The organism is Tsukamurella sp. M9C (genome assembly GCF_020169415.1).
Taxonomy (GTDB): Bacteria; Actinomycetota; Actinomycetes; order Mycobacteriales; family Mycobacteriaceae; genus Tsukamurella.
Map to the genome: position 1 here is coordinate 43,864 of NZ_JAIULG010000016.1, position 15,900 is coordinate 59,763.

Sequence of the window (15,900 nt, forward strand, 5' to 3'; positions counted from 1 at the left end):
AGGGATGCCGTGCACGAGATCGCCACGACGGAGAGCCGGAACAGCCGGACCATGGAGCTCGACGAGTTCACGGTCGAACAGCTGCTCACGGCCATGAACGACGAGGACCGGCTCGTCCCCGACGCGGTGCGCCGCGTCCTCCCGGAGGTCGAGCGCGCCGTCGAGCTCGCGGTGACGGCGCTGCGGTCCGGCGGCAGGCTCATCTACCAGGGCGCCGGCACCAGCGGCCGGCTCGGCGTGCTCGACGCGGCGGAGTGCCCCCCGACGTTCGGCGTCCCGCCGGGCGTGGTCGTCGGGGTCCTCGCCGGCGGCGACGCGGCGATGTTCCGGTCCGAGGAGGGCGCCGAGGACTCCCCCGAACGCGGCCGGGACGATCTCGTCGCGCTCGGCGTGACCCCCGCCGACGTCGTGATCGGCATCGCGGCGTCCGGCCGAACGCCGTACGTCATCGGGGGCCTGGACCACGCGCGGGCGGTCGGGGCGTCGACGGTGGCCCTCTCCTGCAACCCCGGTGCCGCGATCTCCGCGCACGCGCAGGTCGCCATCGAGGTCGACAACGGCCCCGAGGTGCTCACCGGCTCCACCCGCCTCAAGGCCGGTACCAGCCAGAAGCTGATCCTCAACATGATCTCGACGGCCGCGATGGTGCGGACGGGCAAGGCCTATTCGAACCTGATGGTCGACGTGGCGCCCAGCAACGTCAAGCTGGCGGGCCGCGTGGTCCGCATCATCCGCGAGGCCACGGGCGCCGACGAGGCCGCCGCCCGCGCGGCCTCCGCCGCGGCGGACGGACACGCCAAGACCGCGATCGTGATGATCCTCGCCGACGTCGACGCCCCGACCGCCCGCCGGCGCCTCGCCGACGCGGACGGCCTCGTCCGCGTCGCCATCCGCTCCACCGAATCCTGATCCGTAGGGAGGACTGCTCTGATGGACTACACCGAACTCGGCGAGAAGGTTCTGCGGCTCGTCGGCGGAACCGGCAATGTCGCCTCGCACACCAATTGCATGACGCGCCTGCGGATCAACGTCGAGGACCAGGCGGCCGTCGACGTCGCCGGCATCCGCGCCCTCGACGGCGTGCAGGGCGTCGTCGACGGCCCCCAGCTGCAGATCGTCGTGGGCCCGGGCCACGCCGAACGCCTGCGGGAGGGCTTCGGGGACGTGCTCGCCGCGGCTCGGGCCGCGGAGTCCGGTTCGGAGTCCGACGTCGTCGTGGCGCTCGACAAGGTGGCCGACGACGTGCGCGAGGCCGAGCTGGACTCCCTGGCGACCCGCACGCAGGCGAAGGTGAAGGCACGGCAGACGAGCCGCCTGCAGGTCGCGCTCAAGCACGTCGGCAACATCTTCATCCCGCTCTTCCCGGGCTTCATCGCCTGCGGCATCATCGCGGCGATCGCCAACATCTGGAAGCTGATCGACCCCTCGGTGACGGGCAATCCGTGGTTCCTGGTGTTCGCGGCCATGGGAACGCTCCTCATCGGCAGTCTGAACCTGATCGTCGGCCTGAACACGGCCAAGGAGTTCGGGGGCTCGCCGGTGCTCGGCTTCGTCGCCGGCGGCCTGCCCTACCTGCCCGCGCTCGCGGGCATCGCGGCGAACCCCAAGACCGGCGCCGAAGCGGTCCCGCTGACGATCCCCGTGGTCGGCCAGCTGAGCCCCGGTCTCGGCGGCGTGATCGGCGTGATGGCCACGGCGTGGTTGTTCGCGGCGATCGAGAAGCGGCTGCGCGCACGCGTTCCCGCGAGCCTGGACCTGTTCGTGGTGCCCGTGTTCACCGTGCTGGTGGGCGCGGTGGTGAGCCTGTTCGTGATCATGCCGATCGCGGCGCTCGTGATGCGCGGGGTCACCTGGTTCCTCGTCGACTTCGCGCTCGAGCAGGGCGGCGTCTTCGGCGGCTTCCTGATGTCGGCGCTGTTCCTGCCGCTGGTGATGCTCGGCCTGCACCACGGGCTGACGCCGGTGCACGTGCAGCTGATCGCGGACCTCGGCTACACGCCGCTGCTGCCCATCCTGGCCATGGCCGGCGCGGGGCAGGACGGCGCGGCCATCGCGATCTGGCTCAAGACCCGCAACCCGAAGCTCAAGCGGATCATCAAGGGCGCGTTGCCGCTCGGCCTGGTCGGCATCGGCGAGCCGCTCATCTACGGCGTCTCGCTCCCGCTGTTCTATCCCTTCATCACGGCCTGTCTCGGTGCCGGTTTCGGTGGTGCCTTCGTGGCCTGGGGGATGGAGGTCAGCGGCGGATTCGGTGCCCAGACCATCGGGCTGTCGGGGGTTCTGATGACGGGCGTGATCTCGGCGGGCGGGTGGCTCTGGTACCTCGGGGGCATCGCCGTCGGAGCGCTGGCCGGCTTCGTGCTCACCTACCTGTTCGGCTTCAAGGAATCGATGGAATCGCGCCTGGCCTGAGCCGCGCACCGGAGGGACGACCATGCTGCACTCGCTCTATCCCACGGACGATCCCGCGCTGCGCCGGAGCGTGGCCCTGGCCGCCGCCCGCGCCGGCCGGGGGCTCGTGTTCACCTCTCTGCACATCCCCGAGAGCTCGGGGTTGCGGGCGTTCGGCGCGGAGCTCGCGGGCCTGCACCGCGAGCTCGGCATCGAGTTCTGCGCCGACGTCTCGCCGAAGGCCCTCGCTCTGCTCGGGGTGGATCTCGCGGGGCTGGGGATGCTCCGGGCCTGGGGCGTCACGACGGTCCGCATCGACTTCGGCTTCTCCCCGGACGAGGTGCGCGCCATCGCGGCCGCCGGGCCCTTCCGGATCGCCGTCAACGCCAGCACGGTGACGCCGGAGGAACTGGATGAGCTCGCCGGCCTCGACCCGGTGGGCTGGCACAACTACTACCCGCGTCCGGAGACCGGCCTCTCCGAGGACTTCTTCGCCGGCCAGAATGCGCTGCTGCGCGGGCGGGGTCACGACGTGGTGACGTTCATCCCGGGGGAGCGCGAGTTCCGGGCGCCGCTGCAGCTGGGGCTGCCGACGCTCGAATCGCACCGGCACGCCAACGCCTACGTCAACCACGCACGGGTGCTCGCGGCCTGCCCGGACACCGAGGTGGCCTGCGCCGAGGGGACGGTGCTGCCGCAGCACGAGGAGTGGATCGAACGCCGTGAGCGGCACGGCGAGATCGTGGTACCGCTCGCTTCGGTCCCCGGGGCGATGCGGCACCTGCTCGACGGTCCGCTGCGTCTCCGGCCGGAGGGGACCGCGGCATCGCATCGCATCGAGGGCACGCGCGGCGGCCCCGTCCCGCCGGACGCGGTCAACGGGACGCGGCGATCACGAGGCAGTCTTCAGGTGGACGTCGCGTCCATGGGGCGGTACCGCGGCGAGGTGCACCTGATGCGAGAGGACCTGCCGCTGACCGCCGCGCAGGTCCGGGTCGCCGAGATCGCCGGGCCCTACACCGATCTCGTCGACCTGCTGCGGCCCGGTCAGACCATCCGCTTCGTCGTCGCGCCCGCGGTGGAGTGATCGCGCCTACCGCGGGTACGCCAGGCGCCGGAGCAGGGTCTCGGCGGGGCCGCGCCTGCCCGCGCGTTCGAGCCGCACGGCGATCATGACGGTCGCGACCCAGACGGTGACCGCCAGCAGCGTCGCCGACCAACTGGACAGGTACTGGCCGAGACCCAGCCCCCACGCCGCGAGGAGCGGCGAGAAGACGACCGACTGCGCGAGGTAGCCGCTCATCGACCGCTTGCCCAGCGCCTGCACCGCGGTCGCGAACGCCCCGGCGCCGCCCCGTTCCAGGCGGATCGCGAGCAGGCCGAACACTGCCACGTACCCGAGCCCGCCGAACAGCCCGCCCAGCGTGTGCAGGGCCAGCAGGACCCAGTCCGCCGTCGGGCCGAACGGAAGGGCGTCCAGGTTCTGCAGGGCGAGGAGGAGTCCCGTGCCCCAGCCGATCGCGAGGCCCACCACGGCGCACCGCCGGAGGAGGGCGGCATGCGCGGCGGGGGCGTCGAGGACGCGGTGCCGGGCGGCCAGCATGCCGAGCAGGACCGCGGCGGGCACGATGAATCCGAACACCACCGTCGGGATCATGATCTCGGCCCACGTCGTGACGCGCTCGGCCATCGCAGCTCCGTACTCCGGGATCGCGTTCGCGTCGGTGGTCGCGGCCGCCGTGCCGCCCGAATCCACCGATGCCGCAGCTACCACTGTGAGAACGGAGAATGCGCCGGAGAGCAGGACCAGGACGGACGCCCAGATCGCGAGGGCCCGGTCCGATCGGCGGAGGAACAGCCACACGAGGACGAGGCCGGTGATCGCGTAGGCGCCGAGGATGTCGCCGTACCAGAGCAGCGCGGCGTGGACGAAGCCGAACGCCAGCATCCACCAGTGCCGCCGCCGCAGGATCCGGCGGGCGACGCGTTGCTCCGTGCCCGCCGCGAGCTGGCGGGTGTACAGCTGGACGATGCCGTAGCCGAAGAGGAAGGCGAACATCGGGTACACGCGGCTGTCGATGCCGGTGATCGCGACGGTCTGTACGACGCGATCGGCGACGGAACCGTCGGCGCTGTGCGCACCGGTGCCCGTCGGCCGGCCCCACAGGAAGTACGGCACGTTCGCGACGGCGATGAGGACCAGCATGACGCCGCGTGCGAGGTCGGGAGCGATGCTCCGGCGGCCGGTGACGGAGGTGGGAGCGGCGACGGGCGAGGGGGAGTCGGTGCCCGGGGACGTGGTCATGATGCGACCGTAAACGTTGCCCCAAGGGCACGGTCAAGCCGTACGCTCGAGCGCATGCCCTGGAGCACGCGTGAGCTGGCCGAACTGGCCGGGACCACGGTCAAGGCGGTCCGTCACTACCACGAGATCGGCCTGCTCGACGAGCCCGAACGCCGGTCCAACGGCTACAAGCAGTACGGCGTCGCGCACCTCGTCCGGCTGCTGCGGATCACCCGCCTCAAGGAGCTGGGCGTCCCGCTCGCCGCGATGCACACCGGCGCCGCGGAGGACCTGCCGACCGCGATCCGCGCGCTGGACGGCGAACTCGCGGAGCGGATCGCGCGGCTGCAGCACATCCGGGCGGAGCTCGCGACGGCCCTGGAGCACAACGCCCCGCTCGACACCCCCGCGGCCTTCCACGCCGTGGCCGAATCCTTCTCCGATCGCGACCGCGCCCTCGCGACGGTGCTCGGCGGCGTCTTCGACGACGCCGCCCTCGGCGACCTCGGTGCGCTCATGGCGGAGTCGTCCGACGCCGACGAGCTCTTCGATGCGTTGCCGCCCGACGCCGAGGACGCGGCGATCGAGGACTTGGCCCGCCGGCTCGCGGCGACGATCCGGGAGCAGCACGCGCGGTTCCCGTGGATGGCCGACCCGAATGCGGCGTCCGTCCGCGGGCGGAACGCCGCGGAGCGGGCCCTGGGCGCCGCGTTCCTCGAGCTGTACAACCCGGCGCAGATGCGCGCCCTGGCCCGCGCCGCGGCGCTGCTGGACGAGTGACCCGCGCGGCTACGGCGCGTCGGCGGTCTCGGTGACCGTCATCTGCACCTGATAGCGGTCGGAGCGGTACCAGGAGTAGCTGTGTTCGACGCGCGTGCCTGCTGCGAAGGCGACGCGGTCGAAGGCGAGAATCGGCGTGCCGGGGGAGATGCCGAGCACGCGGGCCAGCTCGCCGTCGGAGGAGATGGCGCCGATGGACTGTTCGGCCCGGTCGATGGCCTGGCCGTACTCGGTGCGCAGCAGGGTGTAGATCGACTGCGTGAGGTCGTGCGCGTCCAGGCCGGGCGCGATCGCCTGCGGGTACCAGGCGTCGTCGACGGAGATCGGCACGCCGTCGGCGAGCCGCAGTCGTTTCACGTGGTACGCCTTGTCGGCCGCGCGGATCTGCAGCGCGGAGGTGGTCGACGGCGGCGGCACCCTCAGTTCGGTCTGCAGGACCACGGTCGACGGGTTTCGGCCCAGGCGCCGCATGTCCTCGTGGAACGAGGCGAGGTGCAGCCGTGAGCGGGCGGGCCGGTCGGCGACGAAGGTGCCCTTGCCGCGGATCCGTACGAGCGTGCCCTCGGCGACGAGCTGGCGCAGGGCCTCGCGCACCGTGATGCGGGAGACGCCGTACTCCTCGCAGAGCTGCCGCTCACTGGGAAGCGCAGAACCGGGCTCGAGCCCGTCCGTACAGCGCTGTTCGAGGAGCGCCCGCAGCTGCTCGTGTTTCGGAATCGGGCCGTCCGCGATCATCGACCCATCTTGTCACACCAGGTCATGACCAGTGGGGCTATCGGACCCCGGAGGCGCGGAACTGCACGCTGATCCGCGGCCCGGCGTGCGGCACCTTCGGCACCGCGTGCTCCCAGGTGCGCTGCGCGGAACCGCCCATCGCGAGCAGATCGCCATGGCCCACCGTGAGTTTCGTGGACGCGCCGCCGCCGCGCGGGCGCATCAGGAACGGGCGGGCGGCGCCGAGGGAGACGATGGCGACGATCGTGTCGTGCGTGCCGCCGCGGCCGATGGTGTCGCCGTGCCAGGCCACCGAGTCCGCGCCGTCGCGGTACAGGCACAGCCCCACCGAGGTGAAGGGCTCGCGCAGGTCCGGCCAGTACAGCTCCGTGAGCTGTGTCATCGCCGCGCCCAGTGCAGGGTGCGGGAGGGCGGCGCCGTCGCCGTAGTAGCGCAGCAGCCGCGGCACCGGCAGCGTGCGCTCGTACATGCGGCGGCGCTCCTCGACCCACGGCACGTCGCGCGCCAGCGCGGCGAACAGCTCGTCCGCGCCGGATTGCCACCCCGCGCGCACGTCGAGCCACGCACCGTCGGACAGCTCCCGGCGGTGCGGGGCCAGCGGTGCGGCATCGTCGAACAGCGAATCCTGCATCGCCCGCGACGATACGAGGACCGACTGACAAGTTCGGCGCGGTCTCCGTAGGGTTGGAGGCGTGCGATTCGGACTCTTCCTCCCGCAAGGCTGGCGCTTCGACCTCGTCGGCATCGATCCGGCGGACCACTGGTCCGTCATGAACGGCCTCGCCCAGCGGGCCGACGCCGGCCCCTGGGACTCGGTGTGGGTGTACGACCACTTCCACACCACCCCGGTCCCGAGCCGCGAGGCCACGCACGAGGCGTGGACGCTGATGTCCGCCCTCGCCGCGACCACGAGCCGGGTGAAGCTGGGCCAGATGTGCACGGCCATGGGCTACCGCAACCCGGCCTACCTGGCCAAGGTCGCGGCCACCGTCGACCTGATCTCCGGCGGCCGCACGCAGATGGGCATCGGCGGCGGTTGGTACGAGCACGAGTGGCGGGCCTACGGCTACGGCTTCCCGTCGGCCGGGGAGCGGCTGGGCCGCCTCGACGAGGGCGTGCAGATCCTCCAGCAGGCGTGGACCGAGGGCTCGGCCACGCTCGACGGGAAGTACTACCAGGTCGACGGGGCCATCTGCGAGCCCCGGCCGCTGCAGGACGGCGGCATCCCGCTGTGGGTCGCGGGCGGCGGCGAGAAGAAGACGCTGCGGATCGCGGCGAAGTACGCGCAGTACACCAACTTCGACGGCACCTTCGAGGGCTTCGCCCACAAGTCGGACGTGCTCCGCAAGCACTGCGCCGACGTGGGCACCGACTTCGACGCCATCACCCGCTCGGCCAACTACAACATCGTGATCGGCGAGGCCGCCCGCGACGTGCAGACCCGCCTCGACGAGACCCGCAACCGGCTGCTCGAGCACGTGCCGGAGGCAGGGGTCGACGCCGAGATGGGCGCCTACCTCGGCATGCCGGGCGTGGGCACGCCGGGCGACATCGTCGCCAACCTCAAGCGACTCGAGGCCGAGGGCATGACCTACGCCGTGTGCTACTTCCCCGAGATCGCCTACGACACCTCGGGACTCGAGCTCTTCGAGCGCGAGGTGATCCCGGCGTTCTCCTGAGCCCGCCGCGGAGTCATCGCAATCCGGCGAGCCTCCGTGCACCCTCGACCAGTACCGACTCCTCCTTGCTGAAGGCGAAGCGCAGGAGGTGCCCCCACCGCGCCTGATCGTCGGCGAGGGCGCTGACGGGCACCGCGGCCACGCCGATCCGGGCGGGCATCTCCCGGCAGAGGGCGCCGGCGTCGTCGAAGCCCAGACCCCGGGCGTCTGCGACGACGAAGTAGGTGCCCTCCGACGGGTGCACGGTGAACCCCGTCTCCACCAGGGCGTCGGTGAGCAGGTCCCGCTTGGCCTGCAGGTCAGGTGCGAGCTTCTCGAGCCACGACGACTCGTGCTCCAGCGCGTGCGCCACCGCGTGCTGCAGCGGCGCGGCGCCCGTGAAGGTGAGCCACTGCTTCGCGGCGCGGCAGGCGTCGGCCAGCTCGCGCGGCGCGGTGATCCAGCCGACCTTCCAGCCCGTCACGTTGAAGGCCTTGGCGGCGCCGGAGATCCGGACCGTGCGCTCCCGCATGCCGTCGAAGGCGGCGAGCGGCCGATGCGCGCGGCCGTCGAAGAGCAGGTACTCGTAGACCTCGTCGGTGAAGCAGAGCAGGTCCCGCTCGACGCACACGTCGACGATGAGCTGCAGATCGGCGTCGGAGAGCACCGTGCCGGTGGGGTTGTGGGGCGAGTTCACGATGATCGCCGCGGTCCGCTCCGTGACCGCGGCGCGCAGCAGGTCGGGGTCGAGGGCGTACCGTCCGCCGTCTTCGACGAGCGGCACGACGACCCGCTGCGCCCCCGCCATCGCCACGGTCGCGGCGTAGGAGTCGTAGAAGGGCTCGATGAGGATCACCTCACGGCCGGGCTCGACGAGACCCAGCACCGCGGCCGCGATCCCCTCGGAGGCGCCGACGGTGACCAGTACCTCGCCGTCGGGGTCGTAGCGCAGGCCGTAGTCCCGCTCGACCTGGTCCGCTACCGCCCGGCGGAGGGAGGGCAGGCCGTCGCCGGGCGGGTACTGGTTGAGGCCGCCGTCGATGGCGGCCTTGGCGGCCAGCAGCATGCCGGCGGGTCCGTCGGTGTCCGGGAAGCCCTGCCCCAGGTTGACGGCGTCGTGCGCCACGGCGAGGGCCGAGATCTCCGCGAAGATCGTCGACGTGAAGGGCTGAAGGCGTCGGACGGTGCGCATCCCCGCAGCCTAGTGGCCCGCGCGGCTACGGTGGGGGTATGACCTCCGCCGTCGTCGTCGGATCCGGCCCCAACGGGCTCACCGCCGCCGCGTCGCTGGCCCGCGCGGGCCTCGACGTGACGGTGCTCGAGGCCGAGACCACCCTCGGCGGCGCCTGCCGCTCGGACACGCTGCGCGGCACCGTCGTGGACCGGTTCTCGACGGGGCACCCCCTCGCGTACGCCTCGCCCGCGCTGCGGGACGTCGGCGTCGACATCGACTGGGGGACCGCGCCGATCGACGTGGGGCACCCGCTCTCGCCGGACCCCGCGGACGCGATCGGGACCCTGGCGGACGTGCCGGACTGCGGACCCGAGGTGATGCCGGCGTTCTTCGGCCCCATGACGGACGTGCCGCGGCATCCGGTGGTCGCGACGCGGTGGGGCCCGCGGTTCGCGCTCCCGGCATCGGTCACCGCCGCTGCGCTCGGGCGGACCGGTGGCGCCGTCTTCGCCGGGGTCGCAGCGCATTCCATCTCCCCACAGCACCTGCCGATGACGTCGTCGATCGGGTACCTGCTCTCCGGTGTGCGGCCCTGGCCCGTGCCGATCGGCGGCTCCCAGCGGATCTCGGACGCCCTCGCCGCGGTCGTCGGGTCGCACGGTGGGCGGATCCGCACGGGGGAGCGCGTGACGACGCTCCCGGACGCCGACCTCGTGGTGCTCGATACCGGCCTGCCCGCGGCGCGGGACCTGCTCGGCGATCGCGCCCCCGCGTGGCTGCGGCGTCGCGCCCGGCAGTGGCGGTTCGGGCCCGCCGCGTTCAAGGTGGACCTCGTGGTCGACGGCGGGATTCCCTGGGCCCATGAGGAACTCCGACGGTCCGCGTTCGTTCACCTGGGCGGCACGGCGCGGGAGATCGCGCGCAAGGAGCTCATGGTGAATCGCGGGCGGATGCCCGAGCGGCCCGTGATCATCCTATCGCAGCAGTATCTGGCGGACCCGTCGCGTTGCGCCGGTTCGCTGGCGCCGGTGTCCATGTACGCCCACTGCCCCAACGGTTTCCCCGGCGATCTCACCGAATCGATCGTGGCCGAGGTGGAGCGGCACGCGCCCGGGGTGCGGGAGCGGATCATCGAGACGCGGTCCGTCGGCCCCGCGGGGCTGCAGGCGGTGAACGCCAACCTCGTCGGAGGCGACATCGCCGCCGGCGCCGCCGTGCCCGCGCAGTTGGTGCGGCGGCCGAAGCTGGTGGACCCGTACCGCCTCACCGACCGCGTCTATCTGTGCTCCTCCGCCGCAGGCGCTCCGGGTGTGCACGGCATGGTCGGGTGGCACGCCGCGGCGTCGGCGCTGCGCTCGCTGGGGCGGTGACGCGCGCCCGCAGAGTAGCCCCGTCGCACAACAAGTGGTGAATACTGCCACCGGATCCCCGTCGTGGTGGTGGAATCGGACGATGCCCTGATGCGACTTCCGTCCTACGCTCCGGGACGGACGCGGAGTGAGCGGGGGGATGAGTGGTGACACGGCAGGTGGACAGCGGCGCGCGACGCATCGCGACGCTGGGGGCGCTCGTCGACGCCGTCCGCGAGGTGAGCGCCGCCGAAGGCGTCGACGACGCATGCCGTGCCCTCGTCAAGGCCGCGGCCCGCGCGGTCCCGCGAGCGGAGATCGTCTTCGTCGCGCTGGCCTCGGTGGAGACGGGCGACCTCGCGATCGCGGCGTCGACGGGGCTGATCTCGCCGGAGTTCCGGTACGGCCGCGCGCCGCACGGGCACGGCCTCTGGGGACGAGCGGCGGAACAGTTCCTTCCGGTCCGCACCGGCGACTACGCCGCGGACCGGTCCTTCGAGCACGACGAGCTCCTCGACGGCGCGTGCCGGGCGGACGGCGTCGTTTCCGCGATGTGCGCCCCACTCGTGGCCGGGGGAAGGGCGATCGGTGCGGTGTTCACCAACGGCCGCGCGAGGGACATGTTCGACGAGGGCGACATGACCAGACTGGCGGAGATCGCCCACGCCACTGCACCGGTGATCCGGCGCGCCGTGTCCCACGCGGAACTGGAGGCGGCGCTGTCCGGTGTCGCGGCCGCCCGGAACCGGCTGGCGCGCGCCGTCGCTGCGCACGACCACCTGCTCACGCGGATCCTCGACGGCGCCGGCCGGACAGAGGTGGTCGACGCGATCGTCGGGACCTGCGACGGCGTCGTGGCCGCGCTCGGCGTGGACGTCGGCGACCGGGCGGTCGCGGCAGCCCCGGAGGGGTCGGATCTGGATCCCCTCCGGGACCGGTGGATCCTGGACGGCATCGCCGACGTACGCAGGACTGAGGAGCACCGCATCGTCGAGCACGGCGACGGCTTCGCGCTCTTCGTTCCCGCCGTCGCGGGGGGCCGGTACCTGGGGGCGGTGCTCGCCCTCTTCGATCGCCCTGCCGACGAGGCGGACGTCCGTGCGATCCACCGGCTGGTGACCCTGTTCGCGCTCGTCGCCGTGCGCCCGCCGGCGCGCGTCGATGCCCTCGCCGAGGGCGTCGACGCCTTCCAGCTCCGCGGCCTCCTGACCGCAGATGGGCCGCTGAACGACGACGCGCGGGTGCGTTTCGCGCGGATGGGGTTCGACCTCTCGGCCGACCAGGTGGTCACGGTCGCGGCACTGCCACCCCGGAGTGACCCGGAGCGGGTCGCGGGCGCGCTGCGCGCCGGCCGTCCGCCGAGCGACCCCGTCCTGGTGGTCGACGACCGGCTGGTGACGATCACCGCCGGCGAGGAGACGAAGCGGGCCGCCGAAGAGGTGATGGGCACCGCGCGGCGCCGGACGGGCATCGCGCTGCTGGTCTGTGCCTCGATCGTGCGCGATCCCCTCGCCGGTGGGCTCGCAGACGCGTACCGCACGGCAGACGCCGCACTCGGGCTGCTGCAGTCACTCGGCCGGACGAGCGGTGCCTTCGACGTCGATGAGTTCCCCTCGCACCTACCACTCTTGCGATCCGTGACAGTCGATTCGGTGGTGCGCTTCCTCGACGACACCATCGGACCGGTCGTCGAGTTCGACTGCCAGGGATCGTCGGAGCTGGTTCGAACGATGAGCGTCTTCTTCGCCGAGAACATGAACACAGCGGCGACGGCGCGGGCGCTGGATCTTCACCCCAACACCATCATCAAGCGACTCCGGCGCGTCACCGACCTGCTCGGGCCGAGGTGGCAGGGCGATCCGGATTCGCTCGCGATCCGGATCGCCCTGAACCTCCACGGCCTCGCCCGTGGCGGCGCCGACGGGGGCCGCTGAGCGCCCGGGAGTCAGCCGATCTGACAGACCCAACTGTTGGTGTCGTCGGAGTAGACGTAGGTCCCGGCCACACCCATGCCCGTGGTGCAGGGCTTTCCGCCCGGATCGTCGTCGCGGACCTTCGGGGTGGTCGTCGGTGCCGTGCCGTTCTCGTTCGGGTCGTCGCCGGCGCCGTGGTTCGGGTTGGTGCAGACGGTGCCCTGATCGGGGCCGGTGCACGGAACGTCGTACGTGCCGCCGTTGTCGGGTGTCCCCGGCTTGGCCGGGGCGGGCTTGGTGACCGTGTGCGCCGGTCCGGGGGGCTGGGTGACGGTTCTCGTCGGACCGGCGTTGCCGCCGTTGCCCGTCACCGGTTTCCCCGGCTGTCCTGTCGCGGGGGCCTGGTGATGCGTCGCGGCCGCCGAACTCGACGGTGTCGCGGAGGACGTCGTCGAGGCCGGGTTCGAATCGTTCGAGCAGCCGGCGCTGACGAGGACGAGTGCAGCGATGCTCGCGATCATCGCGGTGGAGTGCTTGCGCACCATGGTGTTCCCTTCGATGGTTCGGATCTGTGCTGTGGATCGGTGACGGACTCGATGACCACCTACTCCCGCCGGAATCAGGCGCCCGTGCCGGCGGGCACTGCCCGCGGGCCGTGCTCGGCCACGGTGGCGATCGCGCTCGCGATCATGGGCCACCACGCGTTGTGGACGTCGACGAGCTCCCCGTGCCCGGTCTGCGGGATCTCGATCAGGGCTGTGCTGCCGCCATTCCGGCGGAGGGCCTCGACGTACTCCGCCGCCTCGCGGGGTGGCACGACTGTGTCGTCGGTGCCGGTGATCGCCACGACCGGGACTCGCGGATCCATCCGCTCGAGCGGATCGACCAGCAGGTAGCGATCGGGGAACTGTTCGGGAGTGCCGCCCATGACCCGCAGGACGTGGTCGTTCTTCGTGAGGGAGAGCCGCATGTCGAGCACGCCGGCGAGGGAGACGACGGCGTGGGGCCGGACCGTCGGTCGTGCTCCGGGAGCGCCGTCGGGAAGGGTTCCGCGGCCCGCTGTCCACGCCGCGAGCTGTCCGCCCGCGGAGTGCCCCACGACCGTGACGCGGCTCAGGTCGATCTCCGGTACCGACTCCTGGAGGCGGGCCAGATGATCGACGCCTGCAGCCAGATCGGTGAAGGTGACCGGCCAGCCGCCACCGTCGCCCGCGCGGCGGTAGTTCAGGCTCCACACCACGAAACCACGTGCGGCGAGCGCTTGCGCCGCGGGGCGCACGTACTCGGCAGTCGCGCCTTTGATCCATCCGCCGCCGTGGATCAGGACGATCGTGGGTCGCGCCCCGTTCATAGCCTCGGACGACGGACGGAACAAGAAGCCGCTCAGCGTTTCCGGATCGACGTCGGGAACGCTGAGATACTGGTGCGTCGACACGGAGGCGCGGCCGGTGGGGACGGGGGAGTCGGTGTCACCGGCGGTGCGGCCCCGCAGCGCCACCACTGCGGCGGCGACGAGGATCAGGGCGACGATGATCGCCGCCGCCCAGCGTCGACGACCGACCGAAGTGTGTGGAGGGGGCGGCATTACGCTCCGTTTCGTGTGTCGAGCGGCTCGGATCGCTTCATGCTAACCGCCGCGGTAGTCCCACCCGCCATCGCGAGACATATTGTGCTGGTGCAAATTTCGTGAGTAGCGCAGGCGCACACTGCGCAACGGTCCGGGTGGTGGATCAGACCACCCGCGGCCGTCTACGGTGAATCCGTTGCCCGGTGGACGGCCGTCGTGGCCGCCGCGGTCGCCGCGACGACGATCGCTCGGCGCGTCTCGGCGGCGCCCACGGCGGCGTCGTCGGCAGCGGCGAGGGAGGTCAGTGCGGGGGAGGCGGCGAGCCACGCAGTGACCAGACCCAGTGTGAGTACGAGCGCGTCGACGGCGCCGTCGCCATAGCGCGGCCGCAGTGCGTCGACCTTCTCGCGGTATGTGGTGCCCTCGTCGTCCGTGGCCGACGGTCGTTCGAGGTTCGCCCACGTCGAGAGCCGCAGAGTGGAGGGCTCGGCGAGCAGGTAGTCGTACAGCCGGCCCGCGTAACCGGGCAGGTCGTCGGCGTCGAACCGGACCGCGTCGGCCATGGTGCGGAGGGCGTCCACGACGATCAGGTCGAACAGGTCCTCCTTGGGGCCGAAGTGCACGTAGATCGAGCGCTTGTTCGCGGACGCCTGCTCGGCGATGCGGTCGATACGTGCCCCGGCCAGCCCGAACTCGGCGAACTCCCGGCGCGCTGCGTCGAGGATCCGCCGCTTCGTCTCCGTCGCGTCGGGTGGCACAGGAGGAGAGTACCGCCCTCTCGGTACGTACGTAACTAACTGGTTATTGACAAACGATGGACGGTGCTGCACTCTCGGAGACGATGCCCGCGGCGTGTGGGTGGAACGAAGGAGAGACGATGCCGAAGAAGATTCTGATCACCGGGGCCAGTTCGGGTTTCGGTGCCGGCGCAGCCCTCGAGCTGGCGCGGCAGGGACACGAGGTGGTCGCCGCCGCGGAGACCTGGCCGCAGGTGCGGAGCCTGCGCGCCGCCGCGGCCGAGGCGGGCGTGCGGCTGGAGGTGATCAAGCTGAACCTGACCGACGAGATCGACATCGCGCATGCCGCGACCTACGACCCCGACGTGCTGGTGCTCAACGCCGGCGTGATGGAGGGCGGATCGATGGTCGACGTTCCCCTGGCCCGAGTGCGGGAGTCGTTCGAGATCAACATCTTCGGTCACCTCGCGCTGGTGCAGGCGATCGTGCCGAAGATGGTCGCGCGGAAGTCGGGCAAGGTCGTGTGGACCTCCTCGATGGGCGGGATCCTCGTGGTTCCGTTCCTCGGTGCCTACTGCGCGACGAAGCACGCCATCGAGGCGATCGCCGGCTCGATGAAGGCGGAGCTCGCGCCGCACGGCGTCCAGGTGGCGACCGTCAACCCCGGCGTCTTCGGTACCGGCTTCAACGACACCGGGGCCGAGAGTTATGTGCAGTGGTACGACGCCGAGAGCGCGGTCGTGCCGATGCCCGATTTCGGCGACAGCCTCGCCGACCAGGCCGATCCGCAGGAGATGATCGACGCCATGGTCGAGATCATTCCCGCCGACGAGCACCTGTACCGCACCATGCGGCCGCTCGCGACCATCGACGCCGCGAAGCAGTGGCAGGACACGGAGTGGACGCAGAATGCCTGACATCACACTCGCGCACGCACAGGAACTCATCGCCGGCGCCGATCGCGCCGCCCGGGAGGCGGGCGTCAAGGCCGTCTTCGCAGTGCTCGACAAGGGCGCGAACCTGGTCGCCTTCGCCCGCACCGACGGGGCGTGGCTCGCGTCCAACGAGCTCGCCGTCGCCAAGGCCAGGACCTCGGTGATGTTCGAGGCCCCGACGGCCGGGCTCGCCGCGCCGATCCAGATCGGGCAACCGGCGCTGCACTTCGACCACATCCACGCCGGAGGCCTGCTCCTCGTGGGCGGTGGCGTGCCGATCGTCGACGCCGACGGCCGGCTGATCGGCGGGTTGGGCGTCTCCGGCGGTGCCCCGGAGCAGGATGCCGCGATCGCGGAGGCCGCGGTCGCCTGAGGCG

General features: G+C 71.8%; 16 protein-coding genes. 9 read left to right on the plus strand and 7 right to left on the minus strand.

Features of this window, described 5'->3' with window-relative positions; genetic code table 11:
* Positions 1–9: 9 nt before the first annotated feature.
* Genes murQ through LB823_RS10135 form a run of 3 tightly spaced genes read left to right on the plus strand, consistent with a single transcriptional unit; the run spans position 10 to position 3,478 of the window.
* Positions 10–909 (plus strand): N-acetylmuramic acid 6-phosphate etherase, encoded by a 900-nt coding sequence (gene murQ, locus LB823_RS10125; RefSeq protein ID WP_224646875.1) that lies wholly within the window; start codon positions 10–12, stop codon positions 907–909.
* A 21-nt stretch (positions 910–930) separates the two neighbouring features.
* Positions 931–2,412, plus strand: a complete 1,482-nt coding sequence (locus tag LB823_RS10130) for a PTS transporter subunit EIIC (RefSeq protein ID WP_224646877.1) — start codon at positions 931–933, stop codon at positions 2,410–2,412.
* A gap of 22 nt (positions 2,413–2,434) precedes the next feature.
* Positions 2,435–3,478, plus strand: a complete 1,044-nt coding sequence (locus tag LB823_RS10135) for a MupG family TIM beta-alpha barrel fold protein (protein ID WP_224646879.1) — start codon at positions 2,435–2,437, stop codon at positions 3,476–3,478.
* Positions 3,479–3,484: 6 nt separating this feature from the next.
* On the opposite strand, the gene LB823_RS10140 is transcribed toward LB823_RS10135, so the two are convergent.
* Positions 3,485–4,696, minus strand: a complete 1,212-nt coding sequence (locus LB823_RS10140; RefSeq protein WP_224646880.1) for a DUF418 domain-containing protein — start codon at positions 4,694–4,696, stop codon at positions 3,485–3,487.
* A 54-nt stretch (positions 4,697–4,750) separates the two neighbouring features.
* On the opposite strand from LB823_RS10140, the gene LB823_RS10145 reads away from it, so the two are divergent.
* A complete protein-coding gene (locus LB823_RS10145) occupies positions 4,751–5,455 on the plus strand; it encodes a MerR family transcriptional regulator (protein ID WP_224646881.1) in 705 nt (234 codons plus the stop codon).
* Between the two features lie 9 nt (positions 5,456–5,464).
* Here the strand turns inward: LB823_RS10145 and LB823_RS10150 are convergent, their stop codons facing one another.
* Both LB823_RS10150 and LB823_RS10155 read right to left on the minus strand, forming a co-directional pair.
* A complete protein-coding gene (locus LB823_RS10150; RefSeq protein ID WP_224646882.1) occupies positions 5,465–6,190 on the minus strand; it encodes a GntR family transcriptional regulator in 726 nt (241 codons plus the stop codon).
* A 37-nt stretch (positions 6,191–6,227) separates the two neighbouring features.
* The gene (locus LB823_RS10155; protein WP_224646883.1) at positions 6,228–6,821 is read right to left on the minus strand and encodes an alpha-ketoglutarate-dependent dioxygenase AlkB; all 594 of its coding nucleotides are present in this window, start codon (positions 6,819–6,821) and stop codon (positions 6,228–6,230) included.
* Positions 6,822–6,882: 61 nt separating this feature from the next.
* Between LB823_RS10155 and LB823_RS10160 the strand changes: the two genes are divergently transcribed.
* A complete protein-coding gene (locus LB823_RS10160; protein ID WP_224646884.1) occupies positions 6,883–7,869 on the plus strand; it encodes an LLM class F420-dependent oxidoreductase in 987 nt (328 codons plus the stop codon).
* A gap of 13 nt (positions 7,870–7,882) precedes the next feature.
* Here LB823_RS10160 and LB823_RS10165 read toward each other — a convergent pair whose 3' ends face one another.
* A complete protein-coding gene (locus LB823_RS10165) occupies positions 7,883–9,040 on the minus strand; it encodes a pyridoxal phosphate-dependent aminotransferase (protein ID WP_224646886.1) in 1,158 nt (385 codons plus the stop codon).
* A 38-nt stretch (positions 9,041–9,078) separates the two neighbouring features.
* Here LB823_RS10165 and LB823_RS10170 point away from each other — a divergent pair, with 38 nt between their 5' ends.
* Both LB823_RS10170 and LB823_RS10175 read left to right on the plus strand, forming a co-directional pair.
* Complete coding sequence (locus LB823_RS10170; RefSeq protein WP_224646888.1) at positions 9,079–10,392, plus strand: NAD(P)/FAD-dependent oxidoreductase; 1,314 nt, start codon at positions 9,079–9,081, stop codon at positions 10,390–10,392.
* A 146-nt stretch (positions 10,393–10,538) separates the two neighbouring features.
* Positions 10,539–12,305, plus strand: coding sequence for a GAF domain-containing protein (locus LB823_RS10175; protein WP_224646890.1), 1,767 nt, complete (start codon positions 10,539–10,541; stop codon positions 12,303–12,305).
* An 11-nt stretch (positions 12,306–12,316) separates the two neighbouring features.
* Here LB823_RS10175 and LB823_RS10180 read toward each other — a convergent pair whose 3' ends face one another.
* The 3 genes from LB823_RS10180 to LB823_RS10190 form a co-directional block, all read right to left on the minus strand.
* Positions 12,317–12,829, minus strand: a complete 513-nt coding sequence (locus tag LB823_RS10180) for a hypothetical protein (protein ID WP_224646892.1) — start codon at positions 12,827–12,829, stop codon at positions 12,317–12,319.
* A 74-nt stretch (positions 12,830–12,903) separates the two neighbouring features.
* Positions 12,904–13,869, minus strand: coding sequence for a S9 family peptidase (locus tag LB823_RS10185; protein ID WP_224646893.1), 966 nt, complete (start codon positions 13,867–13,869; stop codon positions 12,904–12,906).
* A 164-nt stretch (positions 13,870–14,033) separates the two neighbouring features.
* Positions 14,034–14,609 carry a TetR/AcrR family transcriptional regulator gene (locus tag LB823_RS10190; RefSeq protein ID WP_224646894.1) on the minus strand — a complete coding sequence of 192 codons (576 nt, stop codon included), beginning with the start codon at positions 14,607–14,609 and terminating at the stop codon, positions 14,034–14,036.
* Positions 14,610–14,728: 119 nt separating this feature from the next.
* Here LB823_RS10190 and LB823_RS10195 point away from each other — a divergent pair, with 119 nt between their 5' ends.
* Positions 14,729–15,505 carry an SDR family oxidoreductase gene (locus LB823_RS10195; RefSeq protein WP_224646895.1) on the plus strand — a complete coding sequence of 259 codons (777 nt, stop codon included), beginning with the start codon at positions 14,729–14,731 and terminating at the stop codon, positions 15,503–15,505.
* Positions 15,498–15,896 (plus strand): heme-binding protein, encoded by a 399-nt coding sequence (locus LB823_RS10200; RefSeq protein WP_224646896.1) that lies wholly within the window; start codon positions 15,498–15,500, stop codon positions 15,894–15,896. The genes LB823_RS10195 and LB823_RS10200 overlap by 8 nt, the downstream gene beginning before the upstream one ends.
* Positions 15,897–15,900: the final 4 nt, after the last annotated feature.

What these genes read in the sequence shown, in the direction of transcription:
- LB823_RS10135 (WP_224646879.1), top strand. Translation starts at nt 2,435, where the DNA reads ATGCTGCACTCGCTCTATCCCACGGACGATCCCGCGCTGCGCCGGAGC.
- LB823_RS10150 (WP_224646882.1), bottom strand. Translation starts at nt 6,190, where the DNA reads ATGATCGCGGACGGCCCGATTCCGAAACACGAGCAGCTGCGGGCGCTC.
- LB823_RS10155 (WP_224646883.1), bottom strand. Translation starts at nt 6,821, where the DNA reads ATGCAGGATTCGCTGTTCGACGATGCCGCACCGCTGGCCCCGCACCGC.
- LB823_RS10165 (WP_224646886.1), bottom strand. Translation starts at nt 9,040, where the DNA reads ATGCGCACCGTCCGACGCCTTCAGCCCTTCACGTCGACGATCTTCGCG.
- LB823_RS10180 (WP_224646892.1), bottom strand. Translation starts at nt 12,829, where the DNA reads ATGGTGCGCAAGCACTCCACCGCGATGATCGCGAGCATCGCTGCACTC.
- LB823_RS10195 (WP_224646895.1), top strand. Translation starts at nt 14,729, where the DNA reads ATGCCGAAGAAGATTCTGATCACCGGGGCCAGTTCGGGTTTCGGTGCC.
- LB823_RS10140 (WP_224646880.1), bottom strand. Translation starts at nt 4,696, where the DNA reads ATGACCACGTCCCCGGGCACCGACTCCCCCTCGCCCGTCGCCGCTCCC.
- LB823_RS10200 (WP_224646896.1), top strand. Translation starts at nt 15,498, where the DNA reads ATGCCTGACATCACACTCGCGCACGCACAGGAACTCATCGCCGGCGCC.
- LB823_RS10170 (WP_224646888.1), top strand. Translation starts at nt 9,079, where the DNA reads ATGACCTCCGCCGTCGTCGTCGGATCCGGCCCCAACGGGCTCACCGCC.
- LB823_RS10145 (WP_224646881.1), top strand. Translation starts at nt 4,751, where the DNA reads ATGCCCTGGAGCACGCGTGAGCTGGCCGAACTGGCCGGGACCACGGTC.
- LB823_RS10130 (WP_224646877.1), top strand. Translation starts at nt 931, where the DNA reads ATGGACTACACCGAACTCGGCGAGAAGGTTCTGCGGCTCGTCGGCGGA.
- LB823_RS10185 (WP_224646893.1), bottom strand. Translation starts at nt 13,869, where the DNA reads ATGCCGCCCCCTCCACACACTTCGGTCGGTCGTCGACGCTGGGCGGCG.